Genomic DNA, 18121 nt, shown 5'->3' with positions numbered 1-18121 from the left:
ACTCGCCCGCTCTCCTCCGGGCATTCGGGGACAGCCGAATGGTGACTTCGGGCCAGCGCCCGGGGGAGAATGCGCCTGCCGGTCGGACCCCGAACCACCTGGGGCGGCCGGGCCGCAGGCCGCCACCCCGGCGCCGGATCCACCGTCGGAACCGCCCCCGGGACGGCCGCGTCAAGCATGGGGTGGGGTCCGGCCTCGGGTGAGGCGGGCACAGGGTGCCAGGGAGCGTAAACGGGTGACGAGCTACAACGACCAGGCCGGTCTCGGCAGTCCTGCGGGGGGCGAACAGCGGGCGAACGGGTACCGCCAGGTCGGACTCCCCGAGCTCGCCGCGGTCGTGGACCGCGTCCGCGCCAACATCGAGAGCGTGATCGAGGGCAAGCCGGAGGCCGTCCGGATCGCCCTGACCGTCCTGCTCGCCGAGGGCCACCTGCTGCTGGAGGACGTGCCCGGCGTCGGCAAGACCATGCTGGCCAAGGCGCTCGCCCGCTCGGTCGACTGCACCGTGCGCCGCATCCAGTTCACGCCCGATCTGCTGCCCTCGGACGTCACCGGCACCAACATCTACGACCAGCAGCGGCACGACTTCGAGTTCCGCCCGGGCGCGATCTTCGCCCAGATCGTGGTCGGCGACGAGATCAACCGCGCCTCGCCCAAGACTCAGTCCGCACTGCTGGAGTCCATGGAGGAGCGCCAGGTCACCATCGACGGCACCAGCTACGAGCTGCCCTCGCCGTTCATGGTCGTGGCCACCCAGAACCCGGTCGAAATGGAGGGCACCTACCCCCTCCCGGAGGCCCAGCGGGACCGCTTCATGGCCCGGATCTCGATCGGCTACCCCAGCCCCGAGGCCGAGTTCGCGATGCTCGACGTGCACGCCGGCGCCAGCCCGCTGGCCGACCTCCAGCCGGTCGCGCACGCCACCGACATCCTCAAGCTGGTCGACCTGGTCCGCACCGTGCACATCGCCGACCCGGTCCGCCGCTACGCCGTCGACCTGGTCGCCGCCACCCGCACCAGCCCCGAGCTGCGCCTGGGCGCCTCGCCGCGCGCCACCCTGCACCTGGTCCGGGCCGCCCGCGCCGCCGCCGCGCTGGACGGACGCGACTACGTCACCCCGGACGACATCCAGCGCCTGGCCGTCCCGGTCCTCGCGCACCGCCTGATGCCGACCGCCGAGACCCAGCTCGGCCGCCGTACCTCCGAGCAGATCGTGGCCGACCTGGTCGCCCGGCTGCCGCTGCCGCGTCCGCAGGGCGGCCCGGCCGTCCGGAGGGGCTGAGGTGGCCTCATCCGATCAGACGGGTGGACTGCGGGCCGGACTGCGCGGCCTCACCACCCGCGGCCGCTCCTTCCTCGCGGCCGGACTGACCGCGGTGGTCTGCGCCTACCTGCTCAACCAGGACGCCCTGCTGCGGGTCGGCGTGCTGCTCGCCGCGCTGCCGCTGGCCGCCGCCCTGGTGGTCGCCAACACCCGCTACCGGGTGGCCAGCGGCCGCCGGCTCAGCCCGCGCCGGGCGATCGCCGGCCAGGAGGCCCGGGTCCACCTGCGGGTCGACAACGTCTCCCGGGTGCCCACCGGCCTGCTGCTCCTGGAGGACAAGGTCCCGTACGTGCTCGGGCCGCGCCCGCGCTTCGTGCTGGACCGGGTCGAGCCGCGCGGGTTCCGCGAGGTCTCCTACCGGGTCCGCTCCGACCTGCGCGGCCGCTACCCGCTCGGGCCGCTGCAGCTTCGGCTGTCCGACCCGTTCGGGATGTGCGAGGTCAACCGGTCCTTCACCGCCTCCGACGTGCTCACCGTCGTCCCGCAGGTCCAGGCGCTGCCGCAGGTGCGGCTCAGCGGCGAGTGGATCGGCCAGGGCGAGAGCCACACCCGCACCCTCGCGCTGGCCGGCGACGACGACGTGATCCTGCGCGAGTACCGGCCCGGCGACGACCTGCGCCGGGTGCACTGGCGCTCCACCGCCCGGTACGGCGAGCTGATGGTGCGTCGCGAGGAACAGCCGCAGAAGGCCCGGGCCACCGTCCTGCTGGACACCCGCGAGGTCGGCCACCGCGGCAGCGGCCCGGCCTCCTCCTTCGAATGGGCGGTCAGCTGCGCCGCCTCCGTCGCCGTGCACCTGCTGGAGCGCGGCTACCAGACCCAGCTGCTGACCGACACCGGCCAGTGGGTGCCCGGCACCGGCGGCAACAACGTCGCCGCCGACACCTCCGGGCTGATCCTGGACGCCCTCGCGGTCGCCGACCTCTCCGACGGCGGCGGGCTCTCCCGCGCCGAGGAGCCGCTGCGGGCCGGCGGCGAGGGCCTGCTGGTCGCCGTCATCGGCGCACTGGACGAGGCGCAGACCGCCCGACTGGCGCGGCTGCGCAGCCGTACCGGCGGGGCGATCGCCTTCCTGCTCGACACCAACACCTGGGCCGGCCTGCGGATGCTCGCCCCGAACACCGGCGGCGACGAGTTCCGCAAGCGGGTCCGGCAGCTGCGCGAGGCCGGCTGGACGGTCCTGCCGGTGCGCTCCGGGGACTCCGTACCGGACCTGTGGCGGGCCGCCGAGGGCGCCAGGACCACCGCCCCCTACCGAGAAGAGGCCGGCGCGTGACCACCCGGGCCAAACTGACCGTGTACTCGGCGCTGGCCACCACCCTCGCCGCGCTGTGCATGCTCCCGCTGCTCACCACCCGGAGCTGGCTCACCCACGCCGTCCTGGTGGTCGCCGTGATCGCGGCGGTCGGAGCGGGCCTGCGCCGCTCCCCGCTGTTCCGCTGGACGGTGCCGGTGGCGCAGCTGCTGGTGCTGCTCCTGCTGATGCTGATCGGCTTCGCCGGCTCCGGGATGACCGGCGGCGTGCTGCCCGGCCCGAACGCCATGCGGGTGCTGAGCCGGGTCTTCTCCTCCGGCATCGACGACATCACGCAGTACGCCATCCCGGCGCCGCCGACCGCCGGACTGCGGCTGATCCTGGTCTCCTCGGTCGGCCTGATCGCCGTCCTGGTGGACACCGTCGCGGTGACCTACCGGCGCTCCGCGCTGGCCGGGCTGCCGCTGCTGGCGCTGTACTCGATCGGCAACGGCCTGGCCGGGGACCACGGCAGCTGGGTCTGGTTCGGCCTGGCCGCGGCCGGCTACCTGGTGCTGCTGTTCGCCGAGGGCCAGGACCGGGTCTCCCGCTGGGGCCGGGTCTTCCGCGGCGGCGCGCGCGGCACGGTCGGCTCCAGCCGGGTCAGCCCGGGCGGCCAACAGGTCGGCGTCCTGGCGCTGGCCCTGGCGATGCTGCTGCCGGTCTTCCTGCCGCGCTGGGACTTGGGGCTGCTGGACTCCGACTCCGGCGGGTCCTCCGGCAAGGGCACCTCGGGCAGCGTGACGACCAGCCTCGACCCGCTGGTCAGCCTGGAGGCCGCGGTCACCAAACCGACCGACACCGAGCTGCTCAGCTACACCCTGGACAGCGACCTGGCCGACCAGATCTACCTGCGCACCGGCTCCCTGGACCAGTTCGACGGCACCAACTGGAAGCTCAGCAGCCCCGTCGTCAGCGACCTCCCGGCCACCCTGCCCTCCCCCGAGGGCCTGCGCAGCACCGACGTCCCCCGGATCCAGGGCGACTTCCAGGTCAGTGACCGGTTGGAGAAGAGCTGGCTGCCGATGCCGTACCCGGCCGCCTCCGTCCAGCTCCCCAACCGCGGCGACTGGAAGCTCGACCCGATGACCCGCACCGTGGTGCCGACCAACGACAAGGCGATCCGCGGCCTGCGCTACCAGGTCACCTCGCTGGACCTGCGGCCCACCGCCGCCGAGCTGCGCGCCGCGCCGCTCGCCCCGCAGGACATCCGGGACCACTACACCGCCCTGCCCACCGACCTGCCACCGGTGGTGGCCGAGCAGGCCAAGGCCGTCACCGCCAAGGCGCAGAACGACTACGACCGGGCGACGGCACTGGTGAACTGGTTCACCGGTCCGCAGTTCACGTACGACACCAAGGTCGCGGGCGGCACCGGCAGCGACGCGATCGCGGTCTTCCTGCGCGACCGCCGGGGCTTCTGCGTGCACTTCGCCTCCACCATGGCGGCGATGGCCCGGGTGCTGAAGATCCCGTCGCGGGTCGCGGTCGGCTTCACCCCCGGCGACAGCAAGGGCGGCAACGTCTACTCGGTCACCGGCCGGATGTACCACGCCTGGCCCGAGCTGTACTTCTCCGGCTACGGCTGGATGCGCTTCGAGCCGACCCCGAGCCGCGGTGTCCCGGCCCACTACCAGGAGGCATCCAGCGCCCCGACCACGGCGCCCACCCAGCAGCCGACCGCCGCCGCGTCGAGTGCGGCCGCCGTCCCGGCGCCGACCGGCAGCTCGGGCTGCACCGCCAAGCAGCGCCAGCTGGGTGACTGCGGCACCAAGAACAAGGCCGTCGACAAGGCCGACGAGCAGTCCTGGCTGCTCTCCACGCAGGTGCTCGGCGCCCTGGCCGCGGTACTGGTGGTGATCGCACTGCTGCTCGCCCCGATGCTCTGGCGCACGGCCCTGCGCCGCCGCCGGCTCGGCGGCGGACGGCGCCGCCCCGGCGGGGACGGCCCGCTCGAACTGACCGACGCCCAGGTGCTGGCCGCCTGGGACGAGCTGATCGACTCCGCCTGGGACCTCGGAATTCCCCCGGACGAGTCACGCACCCCGCGCTCGGCCGCCCGGAGGATCACCGAGACGGCGGAGCTGAACGCGGACGCGGCGGCGGCCGCCGGGCGCCTGGCGCTGGCCACCGAGCGGGTGCTCTACGCCCCGGCCGGGCAGGTCACCACGGCTGCGCTGGCCGCCGACGTCCGAACCGCCCGGCACGGTCTGTGGGCCGGCGCCGGGCGGATGGACCGGGCCCGGGCGCTGCTGCTGCCGCCGTCCTCGGCGCAGCTGTGGTGGCGGGTCTCCGACGCGGTGCGGGCGGCCCGTACCGCTGTCGGCACCCGGGTCGGCCGGGCCGTCGAGGCGGTCACCGGGCCGGTGCGGCGGGTGTTCACCCGGCGCAAGCGGTCCACCCCCCAGTCCTGAGCCGTCCTGGAACGCAATGAGCCGGGGCGGGCAGTCGATCGACTGCCCGCCCCGGCTCATTGCGTTCCACGCCGTCGTCGAGCGGCTCAGAAGCCGCCGGTCTGCTCGTCCCGGCGGCGCTGCCAGCGCTGTTCCACGCGGTCCATCATCCCGGCCTTGCGGCGCGGGGCGGCGGCCTGACGGGGGCCGGAGCCCTGGCCCGCGGGCCCGCGGCGCCAGCCGGTCACGGCGAACACCGCGCACCCGAGCATCACCAGGAAGCCCACGACGCTGACCCAGATCTGGTCCGGAACGACCATGCCGCCCATCAGCAGGCCGATCCCCACCGCGAAGCCGGCAATGGCCAGATAGACCCGCCGACGGGTGTAGGTGCGCAGCCCGGTTCCCTCAAGCGCCGACGCGAATTTGGGATCTTCGGCATACAGCGCTCGCTCCATCTGGTCGAGCAGTCGCTGCTCGTGCTCCGAGAGCGGCACGGAGTCCTCCTACTCGTCGGTCGCGAGTGCGACCGGTCCGCCACCCCGGTCGGGGAGGCAAGTCCAATCAGCCTTGGGCACACGGTCGGACACCTGTGCGGGGGGGACCCGGCCCGTGTCGTCCATATGCCCCACGCATCCGGCTGTCATGCTTTCCGGCTTTACCCAGATCATACGGTCCGTGAGCCCGTTACGGGGTGGTCTGCGCCGCGTGGGACGGGCCACTTCGACCGGGCGGGGCCGCACCCGTCTCAACGCGGGCCGGCCCGGACAAGTGCCCGATGCGATGGAATCGGCCCGGAGCTAGGGAGGATTCGCGAGCGCACCGAGGCGAGGCGCAGAAGACCGGCACCCGTCCGGAAAGCGAACCGCCGCCGCACGGTGTGCGAACCGTACGGCGGCGGGCGGGCCTCAGGGTTTGGACCGAGGGCTCGGCGGGGGCTCAGGCCAGGGTGGCCAGCAGGTGCAGCTGGGTGGCCACGGCGTGGAAGGCGGGCTGCGCGGCGGCGGCCTCCTCCAGCTTCAGCAGCGCCTCCATCGCGCCCGGCTCGGTGTCCACCAGCACGCCGGGCACCAGGTCGGCGAAGACCCGGACGCCGTGCACCGACTCGACCCGCAGGCCCGCGCCCTCGGCCAGTCGGCCAAGCTCCTCGCCGGTGAAACGGCGCGGCATCGGGTCCTGCTCGCCCCAGCGGCCGTCGGCGGCGGAGAGCACCGTCCGGGCCTCGTTGAAGTGGCCGGCCAGCGCGCGGGCCAGGACGGCGCCGTTGCGGTTGGCGGCCAGCAGGCTGACCAGGCCGCCCTTGCGCAGGGCGGCGGCCAGGCTGCCGAGCGACTCGGCCGGGTCGTCCACGACCTCCAGCACGCCGTGGCAGAGCACCGCGTCCACGGTGCCGGGGGCGACCAGCTCGGGCAGCGTCTGGGTGTCGCCCTGGACGGCGCGCACCAGATCCGTCACGCCGGCCTCGGCGGCCCGGCGCTCCAGCGCGAACAGCGCGTCCGGACTCGGGTCGACCACGGTGACCCGGTGGCCGAGCTTGGCCACCGGCACGGCGAAGTTGCCGGTGCCGCCGCCGGTGTCGACCACGTCGAGCACCGGCTGGTCCAGCTCGGCCGCCCGCTTCTCCAGAGCTGCCCGCACCACCTCCCACACCACGGCGGTACGCAGGGCACTGCGGGGACGCGTCGGGTACAAGGTCGGGCTCCTTGGCACGTGCAGTTCGATCAGGATGCCTCCACCTTAAGCCTGCCTGGTGGCCGCGCCGTTCATGGCCGGGAGCTCGTCGGCGTCCAGCGGGAGCCTGGGGGCGGGCGGGGTCGGGTGGAGGCCGAGCAGGCGCTCAACCAGACGCAGGAACAGGGCGGAGTTGCGGATCAGGTCGTCGGCGTCGCGGGCCGAGGCGGCGCCCCGGATCCCGGCCTCGGCGGCGGCCCGGCGGCGGGCGCCGGCACCGTAGTAGAGCGCCCACTCGGCGAGTTCGGGGGCCACCTCGGGCAGCACCTCCCAGGCGCTGCGGATGGCCTTGCGCCTTCGCGGGCTCTTCTCCGGCCGCCCACGCACGGCCAGCACGGCCGCCACCGTGCGCAGCGCGGCCAGGTGGGCGGTGGCGTAGCGCTCCAGCGGGTCCTCCAGCGCGCGGGCGCGGGCGAGGGTGCGGTGGGCGTCGGCGAGCAGGTCGAGGGCGGCGGGCGGCGCGGCCGTCCTGCGCGGCACGGGATGGACGTCCCGCCCGGCGGGGCGTCCCCCGGAGGAGCCCGGGGAGTGCGGGGAGCCCTGGGAGTGCGGCAGGGCGGCGGAGTGGAGGCGGGCGGTGACGGGCTCAGGACGGCCGATGGTCATGGTCTCCCCCGTTCCGAGGCAGCGCGCGGACCGGGTGGTCCGTGCTCCCCCATCGTGAACGGCACCACTGACAATCCTCATCCGGTCGGCGTACCGGCGGCGGGCGCGGGCCCTCCCCCGTGCCGCGCCGCCGCCGTGTGCCGTCGCTCCGCCGTCCCCCCACCGGGAGGCGGGGCGCGATCCCCCCTCGCTGGCCGGTCTCCCCCCGGCCCGCTCCGCCGCCCCGTGTCGGCGGTGCGGGTCCGTGACCGGCACCTGTGCGGACGTCCGCCGCCGTCCCCCGGGCCCTCCCGGCCGGGGGGACGGACGGATCCGCCACCCGGGCGGTCCGGCGCCCGACGCGCCGTCCCTCCCGGGTGCCACTACTTTCCCGTCCCGGCAGGTCGGAGGCCATCCGCTGAGGTACTCAACCCTGGATCTGAGTATCCGTACTCAGTCCGCCGTCCTCCGCCCGGTCCGGAACCGCGGCGGTGGGCCGTGGCGTCCCGGGTCCCGGTACGGTACGCGGGGCCGGAGCTGCCCGGCCGGGGTTTCTCGAATCCCGGGACTGCGAGGAGGGGGACGCGATGACGGTCCTGCCGCTGATCTTCACCAGCGGCCTGGCCAGCGGCATCAACGCGTACGCGGTGGTGCTGCTGCTCGGTCTGCTGGGCCGCTTCGCCGACGCCCAGTCGGTGCCGCACGCGCTGGAGCGCACCGATGTGCTGATCGCGGCGGCGGTGCTGTTCCTGCTGGAGGCGGTGGCGGACAAGATCCCGTACGTGGACACCGTCTGGGACGCCGTGCACACGGCGATCCGGCCGATCGCGGGCGCCGTGGTGGGCGTGCTGATCGCGAGCACCGACCCGGGCTCGCTCAGCGAGGTCGCGGCCGGCGCGATGGGCGGGACCACGGCGCTGGGCAGCCACCTGGTGAAGGCCTCGCTGCGGATGGCCGTCAACACCTCGCCCGAGCCGGCCAGCAACATCGTGGTCAGCCTGCTGGAGGACCTCTCGGTGGCCGGTTTGGTCATCCTGGCGATCTTCCACCCCTGGCTGGCGGCCTCGATCGCCGCCGTGCTCCTGGCCGTCGGCCTGCTGCTGGCCTGGCTGGCGATCAGTAGGATCCGTGCCTTCCGGGCCCGCCGCCGCGAACGCAGGGCCGCCCGGGCGGCCGGGGCGGGTGCGCTCTCCCGACAGGCCTAGGATCGGGTGCCATGGCAAAGATCGTCATCATCGGTGCAGGAATGAGCGGGCTCGCGGCGGCCTCCCGGCTGGCGACCCTCGGCCACCGGGTGACGGTCTGCGAGGCGGGCGGCACGTACGGCGGCATGGTCGGCCGGTACGAGCGCGACGGCTTCGCCTTCGACACCGGGCCCGGCCTGCTCCCGCTGCCCGCCGTCTACCGCGACCTCGCGCTGAAGACCGGCAAGGAGCCGCTGGAGCAGCTGGTCGAGCTGGCTCCGGTGGACCCGGAGAGCCGGCACCTGTTCGCCGACGGCACCGCCGTCACCCTGCCCAACGCCTCGCGGGGCGGCGTCAGCCAGGCCCTGGACGCCGCCTTCGGCGCGGGCTCCGGCGCTCGCTGGAGCGCGGTGATGAACCACGGCCGGACGGTCTGGGAGGCCACCCGCCGCCCGCTGCTGGAGGAGCCGCTCCCGGCCGACCGGGGCTTCCTGGGCACCGACCCGTACCCCGTCCCGGCGCGCAGCGGTCTGGCCCGGCTGCGCCGTCCGCGGCCGTGGACGCTGGCGGACGTGGCGCGGCGCGAGCTGGGCGGCCACCCCGGCCTGTCCGCCCTGCTGTTCGAGGCCGCGGTGCGGTACGGCTTCACCCCGGGGCAGGCTCCGGCCGGGGCCACCGTGCTGCCGTACATGGAGCAGTCCTTCGGCGTCTGGTACGTCCGGGGCGGCCTGCGGGCCCTCGCGGAGGCGGTGTTCCGGCGCTGCGAGCTGCGCCGGGTCGAGTTCCGCTTCGGCACCCCGGTCACCCGGGTGGTCGTCGAGGACGGCCGGGCGAGCGGGGTCGAGACGGCGGGCGGCCGGATCGGCGCGGACCTGGTGGTCTCGGCGATGGACGTCAACGCCCTCCACCGTCACGGCCTCGCCGAGTGGCCGGGCCTGCCGGTCGAGCACTGGGAGCCCCAGGAGGTGCCCGGCCGGTTCAGCGTGCTGCTGGCGCTGCGCGGTCCGCGCCCGGAGGGCACCGCGCACCGGACGGTGGTGCACGCGGCCGACCCGGCCGCCGAGGAGAACGCCCTGACCCTCTCGGCGCCGCCCTGCGAGCGCCCCACCGTCCAGGTGCTGCGCCCGGACGACCCGGCGCTGCGCCCCGACGACGCCCACGAGAGCGTGGTGCTGACCGCGACCGTCCCGGCCCAGGGCGAGTTCGACTGGACCGCCCCGGGTGTGGCCGACCGCTACGCCGACCGGTTGCTGGCCCACGTGGACGCGGCCGGCCTCGGCCTGCGCGAGCGGGTGCTGTGGCGGGTCGTGCGGACCCCGGAGGACACCCGCCGGGAGACCGGCGCGCTGGGCGGCGCGATCGCCCAGCCGGTCCTGGCCGGATCCTCGGGGGCGTGGCTGAAGGCCGCCAACGAGTCCCCCGTCCCCGGGCTCTACCTGGTCGGCGGCAACGCCCATCCCGGCGGCGGGCTCTCCCGGGTCGGTATGTCGGCCTGCATCGCGGCCGGCCTCATCGGCCCGGCGTAACCGGGGAGCTGCCGTCCGTCAGCCCTGGTGCCAGGTGCTCTGCTGCTGGTAGCCGTAGCCGCTCTGGTCGTACATCGGCTGCTGCGGGATGCTCTGGCCGTGCTGGTCCAGGTGGGGCTGCTCAGGCTGGGGCTGCCACTGCTGCTGGGCGTTCGGGTCCCAGGACTGCTGCTGGTGCTGCTGCTGGTAGCCGCCGTACGGGTCCTGCTGCTGGACGTAGCCGCCGTACGGGTCCTGCTGCTGGGGGTAGCCGCCGTAGGCCTGCTGGTCGTAGGCGAAGGCGGGCTGCTGCTGGGTCTGCCACTGCTGCTGGTCGTAGCCGGACTGGTAGGCCGCGGCGTACGGGTCCTGGGGCTGCTGCTGGGACTGCTGCTGCTCGTAGTACGCGGGGGCGTAGACGCCGTCCTGGGCCAGCTCCTGCATCTCGAAGGCGGCGGTCTGCTCGAAGGCGGCGGTCTGCTCGACCTCCGGGACGTCCTCGGTGACCGGTTCCGGGGCCGGGGTCTCCTCGACCGCGCTGACCTCGCCGACCAGGTCCTCGGTCGCCGCGACGGCCGTGACCGCCGCCGCGCCGCCGGTGAGGGCACCGAGCAGCGGCACCTTGGCGAGCGGGCCGGGCAGGCTGCCGTCGGCCTTCCGCAGGGACCAGCCGTTCCGGTAGCCGCGCTTGACCGACAGGGTGACGAAGGCCTGGCCCACCGCGAACAGTCCGGCGCCGGCGCCGATCACCACGACGGAGCCGAGGGTCATCCCGGCGGCGACGCCGAGGAAGCCGACCAGGGCGAGCACCCGCCAGTGCAGCGGCGCCCGGTTCTGCAGCAGGACCTCGGCGATCAGCCAGAGCGCCACCACCGCCAACGCGACGTACAGCAGCAGGAATCCGATGCCCATCCGCGCGCTACCTCCAGTCGCGTGCCCGCGCGCGCCGCGCGTGTGCGGCGACTGTACCGGTTCAACGGCCGGGGTACCGCATCGCGTTCCCGCCGTCGGCGGCACCGGCCGCACACGACCGAGCCCGCCACCGTCGAGACGGTGACGGGCTCGTGAACAGCCGCCCAAGAACGCGCGTGACCGGCGCGCCAGGCACTTCTACCGCCGGTGCAGCCCCAGGTTCTGGTAGATCTCCAGCGTCGCCGTCGAGTGGTTGAGCGTGATGAAGTGCAGGCCGGGCGCGCCCTCGGCGAGCAGGCGCTCGGCCATCGCGGTGGCGTGCTCCATGCCGATCCCCCGCAGCGCCGCCGGGTCGTCGATGGCCGCCCGCAGCCGGGCCTCCAGCTCCGCCGGGAAGGCCGAGCCGCTGAGCTGCGGGAAGCGCTCCAGCTGCTTGGCGTTGGTCACCGGCATGATCTCCGGGATGATCGGCGTCTCGCAGCCCGCGGCGGTCACCCGGTCGCGGAACCGCAGGTAGTCGTCCACCTCGAAGAACATCTGGGTGATCGCGTAGTCCGCGCCGGAGCGGATCTTCGCGACGAAGTGCCGGATGTCCTCGTCCCAGTCGTCCGAGCGCGGGTGCCGGTTCGGCGAGGCCGCGACGCCGACGCAGAAGTCGCCGATGCCCTTGATCAGCTCCACCAGCTCGTACGCGTAGGTGACGCCGTCCGGGTGCCGGACCCAGTCGCCCATCGGGTCGCCGGGCGGGTCGCCGCGGACCGCGAGGATGTTCCGCACCCCCTGGTCGGCGTACTGGCCGATGATGTTGCGCAGCTCGGCCACCGAGTGGTCCACCGCGGTCAGGTGGGCGACCGGGGTGAGCGTGGTCTCGGTGGCGATCCGGCCGACCATGTTGACGGTGCGCTCGCGGGAGGAGCCGCCGGCGCCGTACGTCATGCAGACGAAGTTGGGGTCCAGCGGTTCGAGCCGACGGATGGCGTCCCAGAGCTTCTGCTCGCCGACCTCGCTGCGGGGCGGCATGAACTCGAAGGAGAAGGAGCGCTTTCCGGCCGCCAGGAGCTCGCGGACCGTCTGCGCGCGATCCGGTCTCGTGGAAGCGATGCCGAGTGCCATGCTGGCAGGTTATCCGGCGTTCGAAGGGGCCGGACAACTCGATTCCACGATGTGGGACAAGAGGTGGCCCCCGTCCGCTCGTCTTTCCGGGCGCCCCCGGGATCCCGCTCGCACGCCCGTTCCCAGCTGCCCCGCTACGCTTGCTGCACCCCAGCGAACCAGCGGAGCATCATCGTGACCTCGTCCAGCAACCGGCCGGCCAACCCCATTGACGTGGAGGACGTCCGCGCACGCGTCAACGCCGCCCTCGCCGCGTTCATGGACGGTCAGTCCGTGCTGCTCGGCAAGATCTCGCCGCAGCTGGTGCCCGCCTCCGACGCGCTGCGCGACTTCCTGCTGGACGGCGGCAAGCGGCTGCGCCCGGCCTTCTGCTACTGGGGCTGGCGCGGCGCCGGCGGCCCGGCCACCGGTGAGGGGATCGCCAACGCGGCGGCCGCGCTGGAGCTGCTGCAGGCCAGTGCCCTGGTGCACGACGACCTGATGGACCGCAGCGACACCCGCCGCGGCCTGCCCTCCGTCCACCGCCGCTTCGAGGCCCTGCACCGGGACAGCGGCTGGCGCGGCGACCGCGAGCAGTACGGCACCTCGGCCGCGGTGCTGCTCGGCGACCTGCTGCTGATCTGGTGCGACGAGCTGTTCCTGCGCTCCGGCCTGGACCCGGCCGCGGTGCTGGCCGCCAAGCCGGTGTTCGACCTGATGCGCACCGAGGTCATGGTCGGCCAGTACCTGGACGTGCTGGAGCCGGTGGCGGGCGACTCGACCGACGAGGGCGCGCTGGACCGCGCGCAGACCGTCCTGCACTACAAGTCGGCGAAGTACACGATCGAGCGACCGCTGCAGGTCGGCGCCCTGCTCGCCGGGGCCGGGCCGGAGCTGGTCGAGGCCTTCGGGGCGTTCGGGCTGCCGCTGGGCGAGGCCTTCCAGCTGCGGGACGACCTGCTCGGGGTCTTCGGGGACCCGGCCGTCACCGGCAAGCCGGCCGGGGACGACCTGCGCGAGGGCAAGCGCACCCTGCTGGTCGCGCACGCGATGCGCGCCCTGCCGCCCGGCGACGCCCGGCACCTCGACGCCCGGCTCGGCGCGCCGGACCTGGCCGCCGAGGAGGTCGTCGAGCTGCGCGAGCTGGTCGCCCGCAGCGGCGCGCCCGAGCTGGTGGAGCGCCGGATCGAGGAGCTGATGCGGCAGTCGCTGGCCGCGCTGGAGGCGGCGCCGCTCGCCGACGAGCGGGCCCGTGCGGTGCTGCTGGCGCTGGCCGAGGCCGCCACCGTCCGCAAGTACTGACGGACGGCGCCGGCCCCGGAGGCGGTCAGAGCGCCGCGCGCACCCGGCGGGACAGCTCGGCGGCGGCCGCCTGCGGGTCCTGCGCCGCGGTGATGGCCCGGACCACGACGATCCGGCGGGCCCCGGCGGCCAGCACCTCGTCCAGGTTGCCGAGGTCGATCCCGCCGATCGCGAACCACGGCCGGTCGGTCGGCTGCTTCGCCGCGTACGACACCAGGCCGAGGCCCGGCGCCGGGCGGCCCGGCTTGGTCGGGGTCGGCCAGACCGGGCCGGTGCAGAAGTAGTCCACGCCCGGCTCGGCGACCGCCGCGTCCACCTCGGACTCGGCGTGGCAGGACCGTCCGATCAGCACGTCCTCGCCCAGGATCGCCCGGGCGGCCGGCACCGGCAGGTCGTCCTGGCCGAGGTGCAGCACGTCCGGCCGGGCCGCGTGGGCGACGTCGGCGCGGTCGTTGACGGCCAGCAGCTTGCCGTGGCGGCGGCAGGCGTCGGCGAAGACCTCCAGGGCCGCCAGCTCCTGCCTGGCCTCCAGGCCCTTGTCGCGGAGCTGGACGATGTCCACCCCGCCGGCCAGCGCCGCGTCCAGGAACTCGGCGAGGTCGCCCTGCTCGCGGCGGGCGTCCGTGCACAGGTAGAGCCGGGCGTCGGCCAGGCGGGAGCGCAGGCCGGTCATCACAGCGCCATGGCCTGGGCGCGGCGCTTGACCTCGGTGGCGCGGTTCTCCCACAGCGCCTGCACCGGGGTGCCGGGCAGCGTCGGGTCCTCGGTGAACATCCACTCGATGATCTCCGCGTCGGAGAACCCGCTGTCCCGCAGCACGGTCAGCAGTCCGACCAGGTGCTTGACCGGGCCGGTCTCCGCGATGAACGCCGCCGGGACCTGCAGCGACTTGTTGGGGCCGCGGCGGACCGCGATCAGGTCACCGTGCTTGACCATGTTGCGGACCTCGGTGACCACCACACCCCACCGCTCGGAGATGTCGGGGAGGTACAGCCACTCGGGGACCAGGGCTTCAGTCTTGGCATCGATCTCACTCACGGCACCAGACTGCCACCTCAGCCCCCCGCCACGCACATGCCCCCCTAGCTGGTGGCGGCCTTCAGCGGCACCGACGGGTCCGCCGCGCGGGCCGGGTCCAGCGCCGCACCGCGCTCGATCAGCTTCCGCCCCTGGGTCAGGTCGCGCGGCCGGTCCACCGCCAGCAGCGCGCTCGGCACCCCGTCGCGCAGCCAGAGCACCGACCAGGCGGCGTCCTGCGGGCTGCCGCGCCACAGCAGTTCGTCGCCCTCGGCGTGCCGGCCGGCGTACTGGACCATCCGGCCGAACTGCTCGGACCAGAAGTACGGCACCGGGTCGTACGGCGCGTCCGCCCCCAGCACGGCGGCGGCCGCGGCCTCGCCGGACTGCAGCGCGTGGTCCCAGTGCTGCACGGCCAGCCGGGCGCCGGAGCGGGCCGACGGGTAGCTGACGCAGTCCCCGGCCGCGAAGACCCCGGGCAGGCCGGTGCGCAGCCGCTCGTCCACCAGGACCGCCCCGGCCTCGTCCAGCTCGACGCCCGAGCCGGCCAGCCAGCCGGTCGCGGGCCGGGCGCCGACGCCGACCACCACCTCGTCGGCGGGCAGGTGCGAGCCGTCCGCCAGCAGCACCGCGCCCGGCTCGACGGCGGCCACGCCGACCCCGCAGCGCAGCTCGACCCCGGCCTCGGCGTACCAGGCGGCCATCGCCGAGCCGACCCCGGTCGGCAGCGCGCCCGGCACCGGCGCCGGGCCGGCCTCCACCACGGTCACCTCGCAGCCGGCCTGCCGCGCGGCGGTGGACACCTCGGCGCCGATCCAGCCCGCGCCGACCAGCACCAGCCGCAGCCCTGGGCGCAGCAGCGCGCGCAGCGCCAGGGCGTCGTCCAGGGTGTGCAGCAGGTGGGCGCGCTCGGCGCCGGGCAGGGCGCGCGGGGTGGCGCCGGTGGCGATCACCAGCGAGTCGTACGGGAGGTCGCCGCCGTCGGTGTGCAGCACACCCGGGGTGAGGCCGGTGGCGCGACGGCCGGTGAGCAGCTCGATGCCGAGCTGCCCGTAGTCGATGTCCAGAGTGGTGGCGTCGGCCTTGCCGAGCAGCACGTCCTTGGAGAGCGGCGGCCGGTCGTACGGCGCGTGCGACTCCTCGCCGACCAGGGTGATCCGCCCCCGCCAGCCGCCCTGCCGCAGCTTCAGGGCGCACTGCGCCCCGGCCAGCCCGGCCCCGACGACGACCACCTGATCCGTTCCGCTCAGCTCTGCCACGCCCGTCACTGTACTCAGCGCCGCGGCGGCACCCGGCGGCCGTCCACCCCTCGGTCGGCCCCAGCGGCAGCCGTCCTGCTCACCCGTCCCACCCCTCACACGGCCCTTCGGCCGGGCCGACCCCCGGCGTTAAGGTGGGTGCACCACACGGGAGCCCGGCGTACCGGGCTGAGAGGCGGGCTGGCACGGCCCGCGACCGTCCGAACCTGATCCGGGTCATACCGGCGAAGGGAGAAGAGCAGCTTTGTCACGCTTGCCATCAGGCGCCCGCGCCGACGTGCTGGTGATCGGCGGGGGCATCATCGGCCTCGCCGTCGCGTGGCGCGCCGCGCAGCGCGGGCTGAGGAACGTGATCGTGGTCGACCCCTCCCCCGGCGGCGGGGCGGCCTCAGTCGCGGCCGGGATGCTCGCCCCGGTCACCGAGCTGCAGTACGGCGAGGAGCCGCTGCTGCGCCTCGGCATGGCCTCGAACGAGCGGTACGCGGCCTTCGCCGCCGAGCTCACCGAGGCGAGCGGCGGCGAGGACACCGGCTACCGCCGGTGCGGCACGATCGCCGTCGCACTGGACTCCGACGACCGCGAGGAACTGCGCGAACTGCACGCCTTCCACCAGCGGCTCGGCCTGGAGTCGAGCTGGCTGACCGGCCGGGAGGCCCGCAGGCTGGAGCCGATGCTGGCCCCCGGCGTGCGCGGCGGCCTGCACGTCGCGAACGACCACCAGGTGGATCCCCGGCGGCTGCTCACCGCACTGCTGCTGGCCGGTGAGCGCGCGGGCGTCGTCGGTCGGCGCGCCGAGGCCGTCGAGCTGCTCGTCGAGGACGGCCGCGCGGTCGGCGCCCGGCTCGGCACCGGGGAGACGGTGACCGCCGATCAGATCGTGCTCGCCGCCGGCCCGCACAGCCACCGGCTGCCCGGCCTGCCCGAGGGCGTGCTGCCCGCGATCCGCCCGGTGAAGGGGCAGGTGCTGCGGCTCCACATCCCGGACGCCTACCGGCCGTTCCTCTCCCGCAACGTCCGCGCGGTCGTGCGCGGGCAGCACCTGTACCTGGTGCCGCGCGAGAACGGCGAGCTGGTGATCGGCGCGACCACCGAGGAGCAGGGCTACGACACCACCGTCACCGCCGGCGGTGTGTACGAACTCCTGCGCGACGCCCACGAGTTGGTCCCGGGCATCACCGAACTCCCGCTGGTGGAGACCTCCGCCGGGCTACGCCCCGGCTCGCCGGACAACGCCCCGCTGCTGGGACCGACCCCGCTGCCCGGGCTGGTCGCCGCCACCGGCCACTACCGCAACGGCGTGCTGCTCACCCCGGTGACCGCCGACCTGGTCGCCGACTACCTGGCGACCGGCGAAGTCCCGGACCTCGCGAGGCCGTTCACGCCCGCCCGGTTCTCCCCCGACCACTCCACCACGAAGGCCTCCGCATGACCGAGATCGCCCTGACCGTCAACGGCGAGCCCCGCCGGACGCCCGCCGCCACGACCCTCGCCGAGCTGGTGGCCACCGTCAGCAAGGCCAACACCGGCGTCGCCGCCGCCCTCAACGAGGCCGTGGTGCCCCGTAGTTCGTGGTCCGAGACGCCGCTGAGCACCGGCGACCGGGTCGAGATCCTCACCGCCGTCCAGGGAGGCTGAGCCATGGCCGACGACCTTCTCACCATCGCCGGGACGACCTTCTCCTCCCGGCTCATCATGGGCACCGGCGGGGCGCCCAGCCTGGAGGTCCTGGAGCGCGCGCTGCTCGCCTCCGGCACCGAGCTGACCACGGTGGCCATGCGCCGGGTCGACGCCACCACCCAGGGCTCCGTCCTGGACGTCCTGACCCGCAACGGCATCCAGGTGCTGCCCAACACGGCCGGCTGCTTCACCGCCGGCGAAGCCGTGCTGACCGCCCGGCTGGCCCGCGAGGCGCTCGGCACCGACTGGGTGAAGCTGGAGGTGATCGCCGACGAGCGCACCCTGCTGCCCGACCCGATCGAGCTCCTGGACGCCGCCGAGATCCTGGTCGACGACGGCTTCACCGTGCTCCCGTACACCAACGACGACCCGGTGCTGGCGCGCAAGCTGGAGGACGTCGGCTGCGCGGCGATCATGCCGCTGGGCTCGCCGATCGGCTCCGGTCTGGGCATCCGCAACCCGCACAACTTCCAGCTGATCGTGGAGGACGCGGGCGTCCCGGTGATCCTGGACGCGGGCGCCGGCACCGCCTCCGACGTCGCGCTGGCGATGGAGCTGGGCTGCGCGGCGGTGATGCTGGCCTCGGCGGTGACGCGTGCTCAGGACCCGGTGCTGATGGCCGAGGCGATGCGGCACGCCGCCGACGCCGGCCGGCTCGCCCACCGGGCCGGCCGCATCCCGCGCCGTTTCCACGCCGAGGCCTCGTCCGCGATGGCCGGCCGCGCCGCCCTGGACACCCGGGAGCAGCCGGCCTTCTGAGACCGGGTGTCCCGTGTCACAAGCCGGGCACAGCCGGGCCCGGAGGAGGTGTCCTCCGGGCCCGGCGCGCGGCTTCACCACTAGAAT

General features: G+C 74.7%; 17 protein-coding genes and 1 riboswitch. Of the genes, 9 read left to right on the top strand and 8 right to left on the bottom strand.

The window, feature by feature from the left end:
- Window positions 1-235 precede the first annotated feature (235 nt).
- Genes ACZ3UD_RS00590 through ACZ3UD_RS00580 form a run of 3 tightly spaced genes read left to right on the top strand, consistent with a single transcriptional unit; the run spans window position 236 to window position 5032 of the window.
- Complete coding sequence (locus tag ACZ3UD_RS00590) at window positions 236-1282, top strand: AAA family ATPase (RefSeq protein ID WP_465580672.1); 1047 nt, start codon at window positions 236-238, stop codon at window positions 1280-1282.
- Between the two features lies 1 nt (window position 1283).
- Window positions 1284-2600 (top strand): DUF58 domain-containing protein, encoded by a 1317-nt coding sequence (locus tag ACZ3UD_RS00585; protein ID WP_465580670.1) that lies wholly within the window; start codon window positions 1284-1286, stop codon window positions 2598-2600.
- Window positions 2597-5032 carry a transglutaminase TgpA family protein gene (locus tag ACZ3UD_RS00580; protein ID WP_465580668.1) on the top strand — a complete coding sequence of 812 codons (2436 nt, stop codon included), beginning with the start codon at window positions 2597-2599 and terminating at the stop codon, window positions 5030-5032. The genes ACZ3UD_RS00585 and ACZ3UD_RS00580 overlap by 4 nt, the downstream gene beginning before the upstream one ends.
- A gap of 86 nt (window positions 5033-5118) precedes the next feature.
- On the opposite strand, the gene ACZ3UD_RS00575 is transcribed toward ACZ3UD_RS00580, so the two are convergent.
- From ACZ3UD_RS00575 to ACZ3UD_RS00565, 3 genes are all read right to left on the bottom strand, one after another.
- Window positions 5119-5508, bottom strand: a complete 390-nt coding sequence (locus ACZ3UD_RS00575) for a DUF3040 domain-containing protein (protein ID WP_465580666.1) — start codon at window positions 5506-5508, stop codon at window positions 5119-5121.
- A gap of 442 nt (window positions 5509-5950) precedes the next feature.
- On the bottom strand, window positions 5951-6703 hold the full coding sequence (locus tag ACZ3UD_RS00570) for a methyltransferase domain-containing protein (protein ID WP_465580664.1): 753 nt from the start codon (window positions 6701-6703) through the stop codon (window positions 5951-5953).
- 45 nt (window positions 6704-6748) lie between these two features.
- Window positions 6749-7348: an SAV_6107 family HEPN domain-containing protein gene (locus ACZ3UD_RS00565; protein WP_465580662.1), complete on the bottom strand. Its 600-nt coding sequence runs from the start codon at window positions 7346-7348 to the stop codon at window positions 6749-6751.
- A gap of 566 nt (window positions 7349-7914) precedes the next feature.
- Between ACZ3UD_RS00565 and ACZ3UD_RS00560 the strand changes: the two genes are divergently transcribed.
- The gene (locus ACZ3UD_RS00560) at window positions 7915-8532 is read left to right on the top strand and encodes a DUF4126 domain-containing protein (protein ID WP_465580660.1); all 618 of its coding nucleotides are present in this window, start codon (window positions 7915-7917) and stop codon (window positions 8530-8532) included.
- 11 nt (window positions 8533-8543) lie between these two features.
- Complete coding sequence (locus ACZ3UD_RS00555; RefSeq protein ID WP_465580657.1) at window positions 8544-10037, top strand: phytoene desaturase family protein; 1494 nt, start codon at window positions 8544-8546, stop codon at window positions 10035-10037.
- An 18-nt stretch (window positions 10038-10055) separates the two neighbouring features.
- On the opposite strand, the gene ACZ3UD_RS00550 is transcribed toward ACZ3UD_RS00555, so the two are convergent.
- Both ACZ3UD_RS00550 and metF read right to left on the bottom strand, forming a co-directional pair.
- Window positions 10056-10928 (bottom strand): hypothetical protein, encoded by an 873-nt coding sequence (locus tag ACZ3UD_RS00550; RefSeq protein ID WP_465580654.1) that lies wholly within the window; start codon window positions 10926-10928, stop codon window positions 10056-10058.
- A 198-nt stretch (window positions 10929-11126) separates the two neighbouring features.
- Window positions 11127-12041 carry a methylenetetrahydrofolate reductase [NAD(P)H] gene (metF, locus tag ACZ3UD_RS00545; protein WP_465580652.1) on the bottom strand — a complete coding sequence of 305 codons (915 nt, stop codon included), beginning with the start codon at window positions 12039-12041 and terminating at the stop codon, window positions 11127-11129.
- A 174-nt stretch (window positions 12042-12215) separates the two neighbouring features.
- On the opposite strand from metF, the gene ACZ3UD_RS00540 reads away from it, so the two are divergent.
- Window positions 12216-13322: a polyprenyl synthetase family protein gene (locus tag ACZ3UD_RS00540; RefSeq protein WP_465580650.1), complete on the top strand. Its 1107-nt coding sequence runs from the start codon at window positions 12216-12218 to the stop codon at window positions 13320-13322.
- A 25-nt stretch (window positions 13323-13347) separates the two neighbouring features.
- Here ACZ3UD_RS00540 and thiE read toward each other — a convergent pair whose 3' ends face one another.
- The 3 genes from thiE to ACZ3UD_RS00525 are packed head-to-tail and all read right to left on the bottom strand — an operon-like array spanning window position 13348 to window position 15607.
- Entirely contained in the window at window positions 13348-13995 is a 648-nt protein-coding gene (gene thiE / locus ACZ3UD_RS00535) for a thiamine phosphate synthase (protein WP_465580647.1), read from the bottom strand.
- Window positions 13995-14360, bottom strand: coding sequence for an Rv2175c family DNA-binding protein (locus ACZ3UD_RS00530; RefSeq protein ID WP_465580644.1), 366 nt, complete (start codon window positions 14358-14360; stop codon window positions 13995-13997). Before ACZ3UD_RS00530 ends, thiE begins: the two co-directional genes overlap by 1 nt.
- A gap of 44 nt (window positions 14361-14404) precedes the next feature.
- Window positions 14405-15607: an NAD(P)/FAD-dependent oxidoreductase gene (locus ACZ3UD_RS00525; protein WP_465580641.1), complete on the bottom strand. Its 1203-nt coding sequence runs from the start codon at window positions 15605-15607 to the stop codon at window positions 14405-14407.
- A gap of 128 nt (window positions 15608-15735) precedes the next feature.
- Window positions 15736-15848: riboswitch (TPP riboswitch) on the top strand.
- A 3-nt stretch (window positions 15849-15851) separates the two neighbouring features.
- Here ACZ3UD_RS00525 and thiO point away from each other — a divergent pair.
- From thiO to ACZ3UD_RS00510, 3 genes are read left to right on the top strand one after another with little or no spacing between them, the layout of a single operon-like run.
- Complete coding sequence (gene thiO / locus ACZ3UD_RS00520) at window positions 15852-17027, top strand: glycine oxidase ThiO (protein WP_465580638.1); 1176 nt, start codon at window positions 15852-15854, stop codon at window positions 17025-17027.
- Window positions 17024-17233, top strand: coding sequence for a sulfur carrier protein ThiS (gene thiS / locus ACZ3UD_RS00515; protein WP_465580635.1), 210 nt, complete (start codon window positions 17024-17026; stop codon window positions 17231-17233). Before thiO ends, thiS begins: the two co-directional genes overlap by 4 nt.
- A 3-nt stretch (window positions 17234-17236) precedes the next feature.
- Window positions 17237-18034: a thiazole synthase gene (locus ACZ3UD_RS00510; protein ID WP_465580633.1), complete on the top strand. Its 798-nt coding sequence runs from the start codon at window positions 17237-17239 to the stop codon at window positions 18032-18034.
- Window positions 18035-18121: the final 87 nt, after the last annotated feature.

It is taken from the genome of Kitasatospora sp. NPDC023118 (genome assembly GCF_055560875.1).
The sequence above is the reverse complement of the archived record's forward strand: the minus strand, read 5'-3'. Positions and strand labels throughout refer to the sequence as shown.

What these genes read in the sequence shown, in the direction of transcription:
- ACZ3UD_RS00550 (WP_465580654.1), bottom strand. Translation starts at nt 10,928, where the DNA reads ATGGGCATCGGATTCCTGCTGCTGTACGTCGCGTTGGCGGTGGTGGCG.
- ACZ3UD_RS00555 (WP_465580657.1), top strand. Translation starts at nt 8,544, where the DNA reads ATGGCAAAGATCGTCATCATCGGTGCAGGAATGAGCGGGCTCGCGGCG.
- metF (WP_465580652.1), bottom strand. Translation starts at nt 12,041, where the DNA reads ATGGCACTCGGCATCGCTTCCACGAGACCGGATCGCGCGCAGACGGTC.
- thiE (WP_465580647.1), bottom strand. Translation starts at nt 13,995, where the DNA reads ATGACCGGCCTGCGCTCCCGCCTGGCCGACGCCCGGCTCTACCTGTGC.
- thiS (WP_465580635.1), top strand. Translation starts at nt 17,024, where the DNA reads ATGACCGAGATCGCCCTGACCGTCAACGGCGAGCCCCGCCGGACGCCC.
- ACZ3UD_RS00510 (WP_465580633.1), top strand. Translation starts at nt 17,237, where the DNA reads ATGGCCGACGACCTTCTCACCATCGCCGGGACGACCTTCTCCTCCCGG.
- ACZ3UD_RS00560 (WP_465580660.1), top strand. Translation starts at nt 7,915, where the DNA reads ATGACGGTCCTGCCGCTGATCTTCACCAGCGGCCTGGCCAGCGGCATC.
- ACZ3UD_RS00565 (WP_465580662.1), bottom strand. Translation starts at nt 7,348, where the DNA reads ATGACCATCGGCCGTCCTGAGCCCGTCACCGCCCGCCTCCACTCCGCC.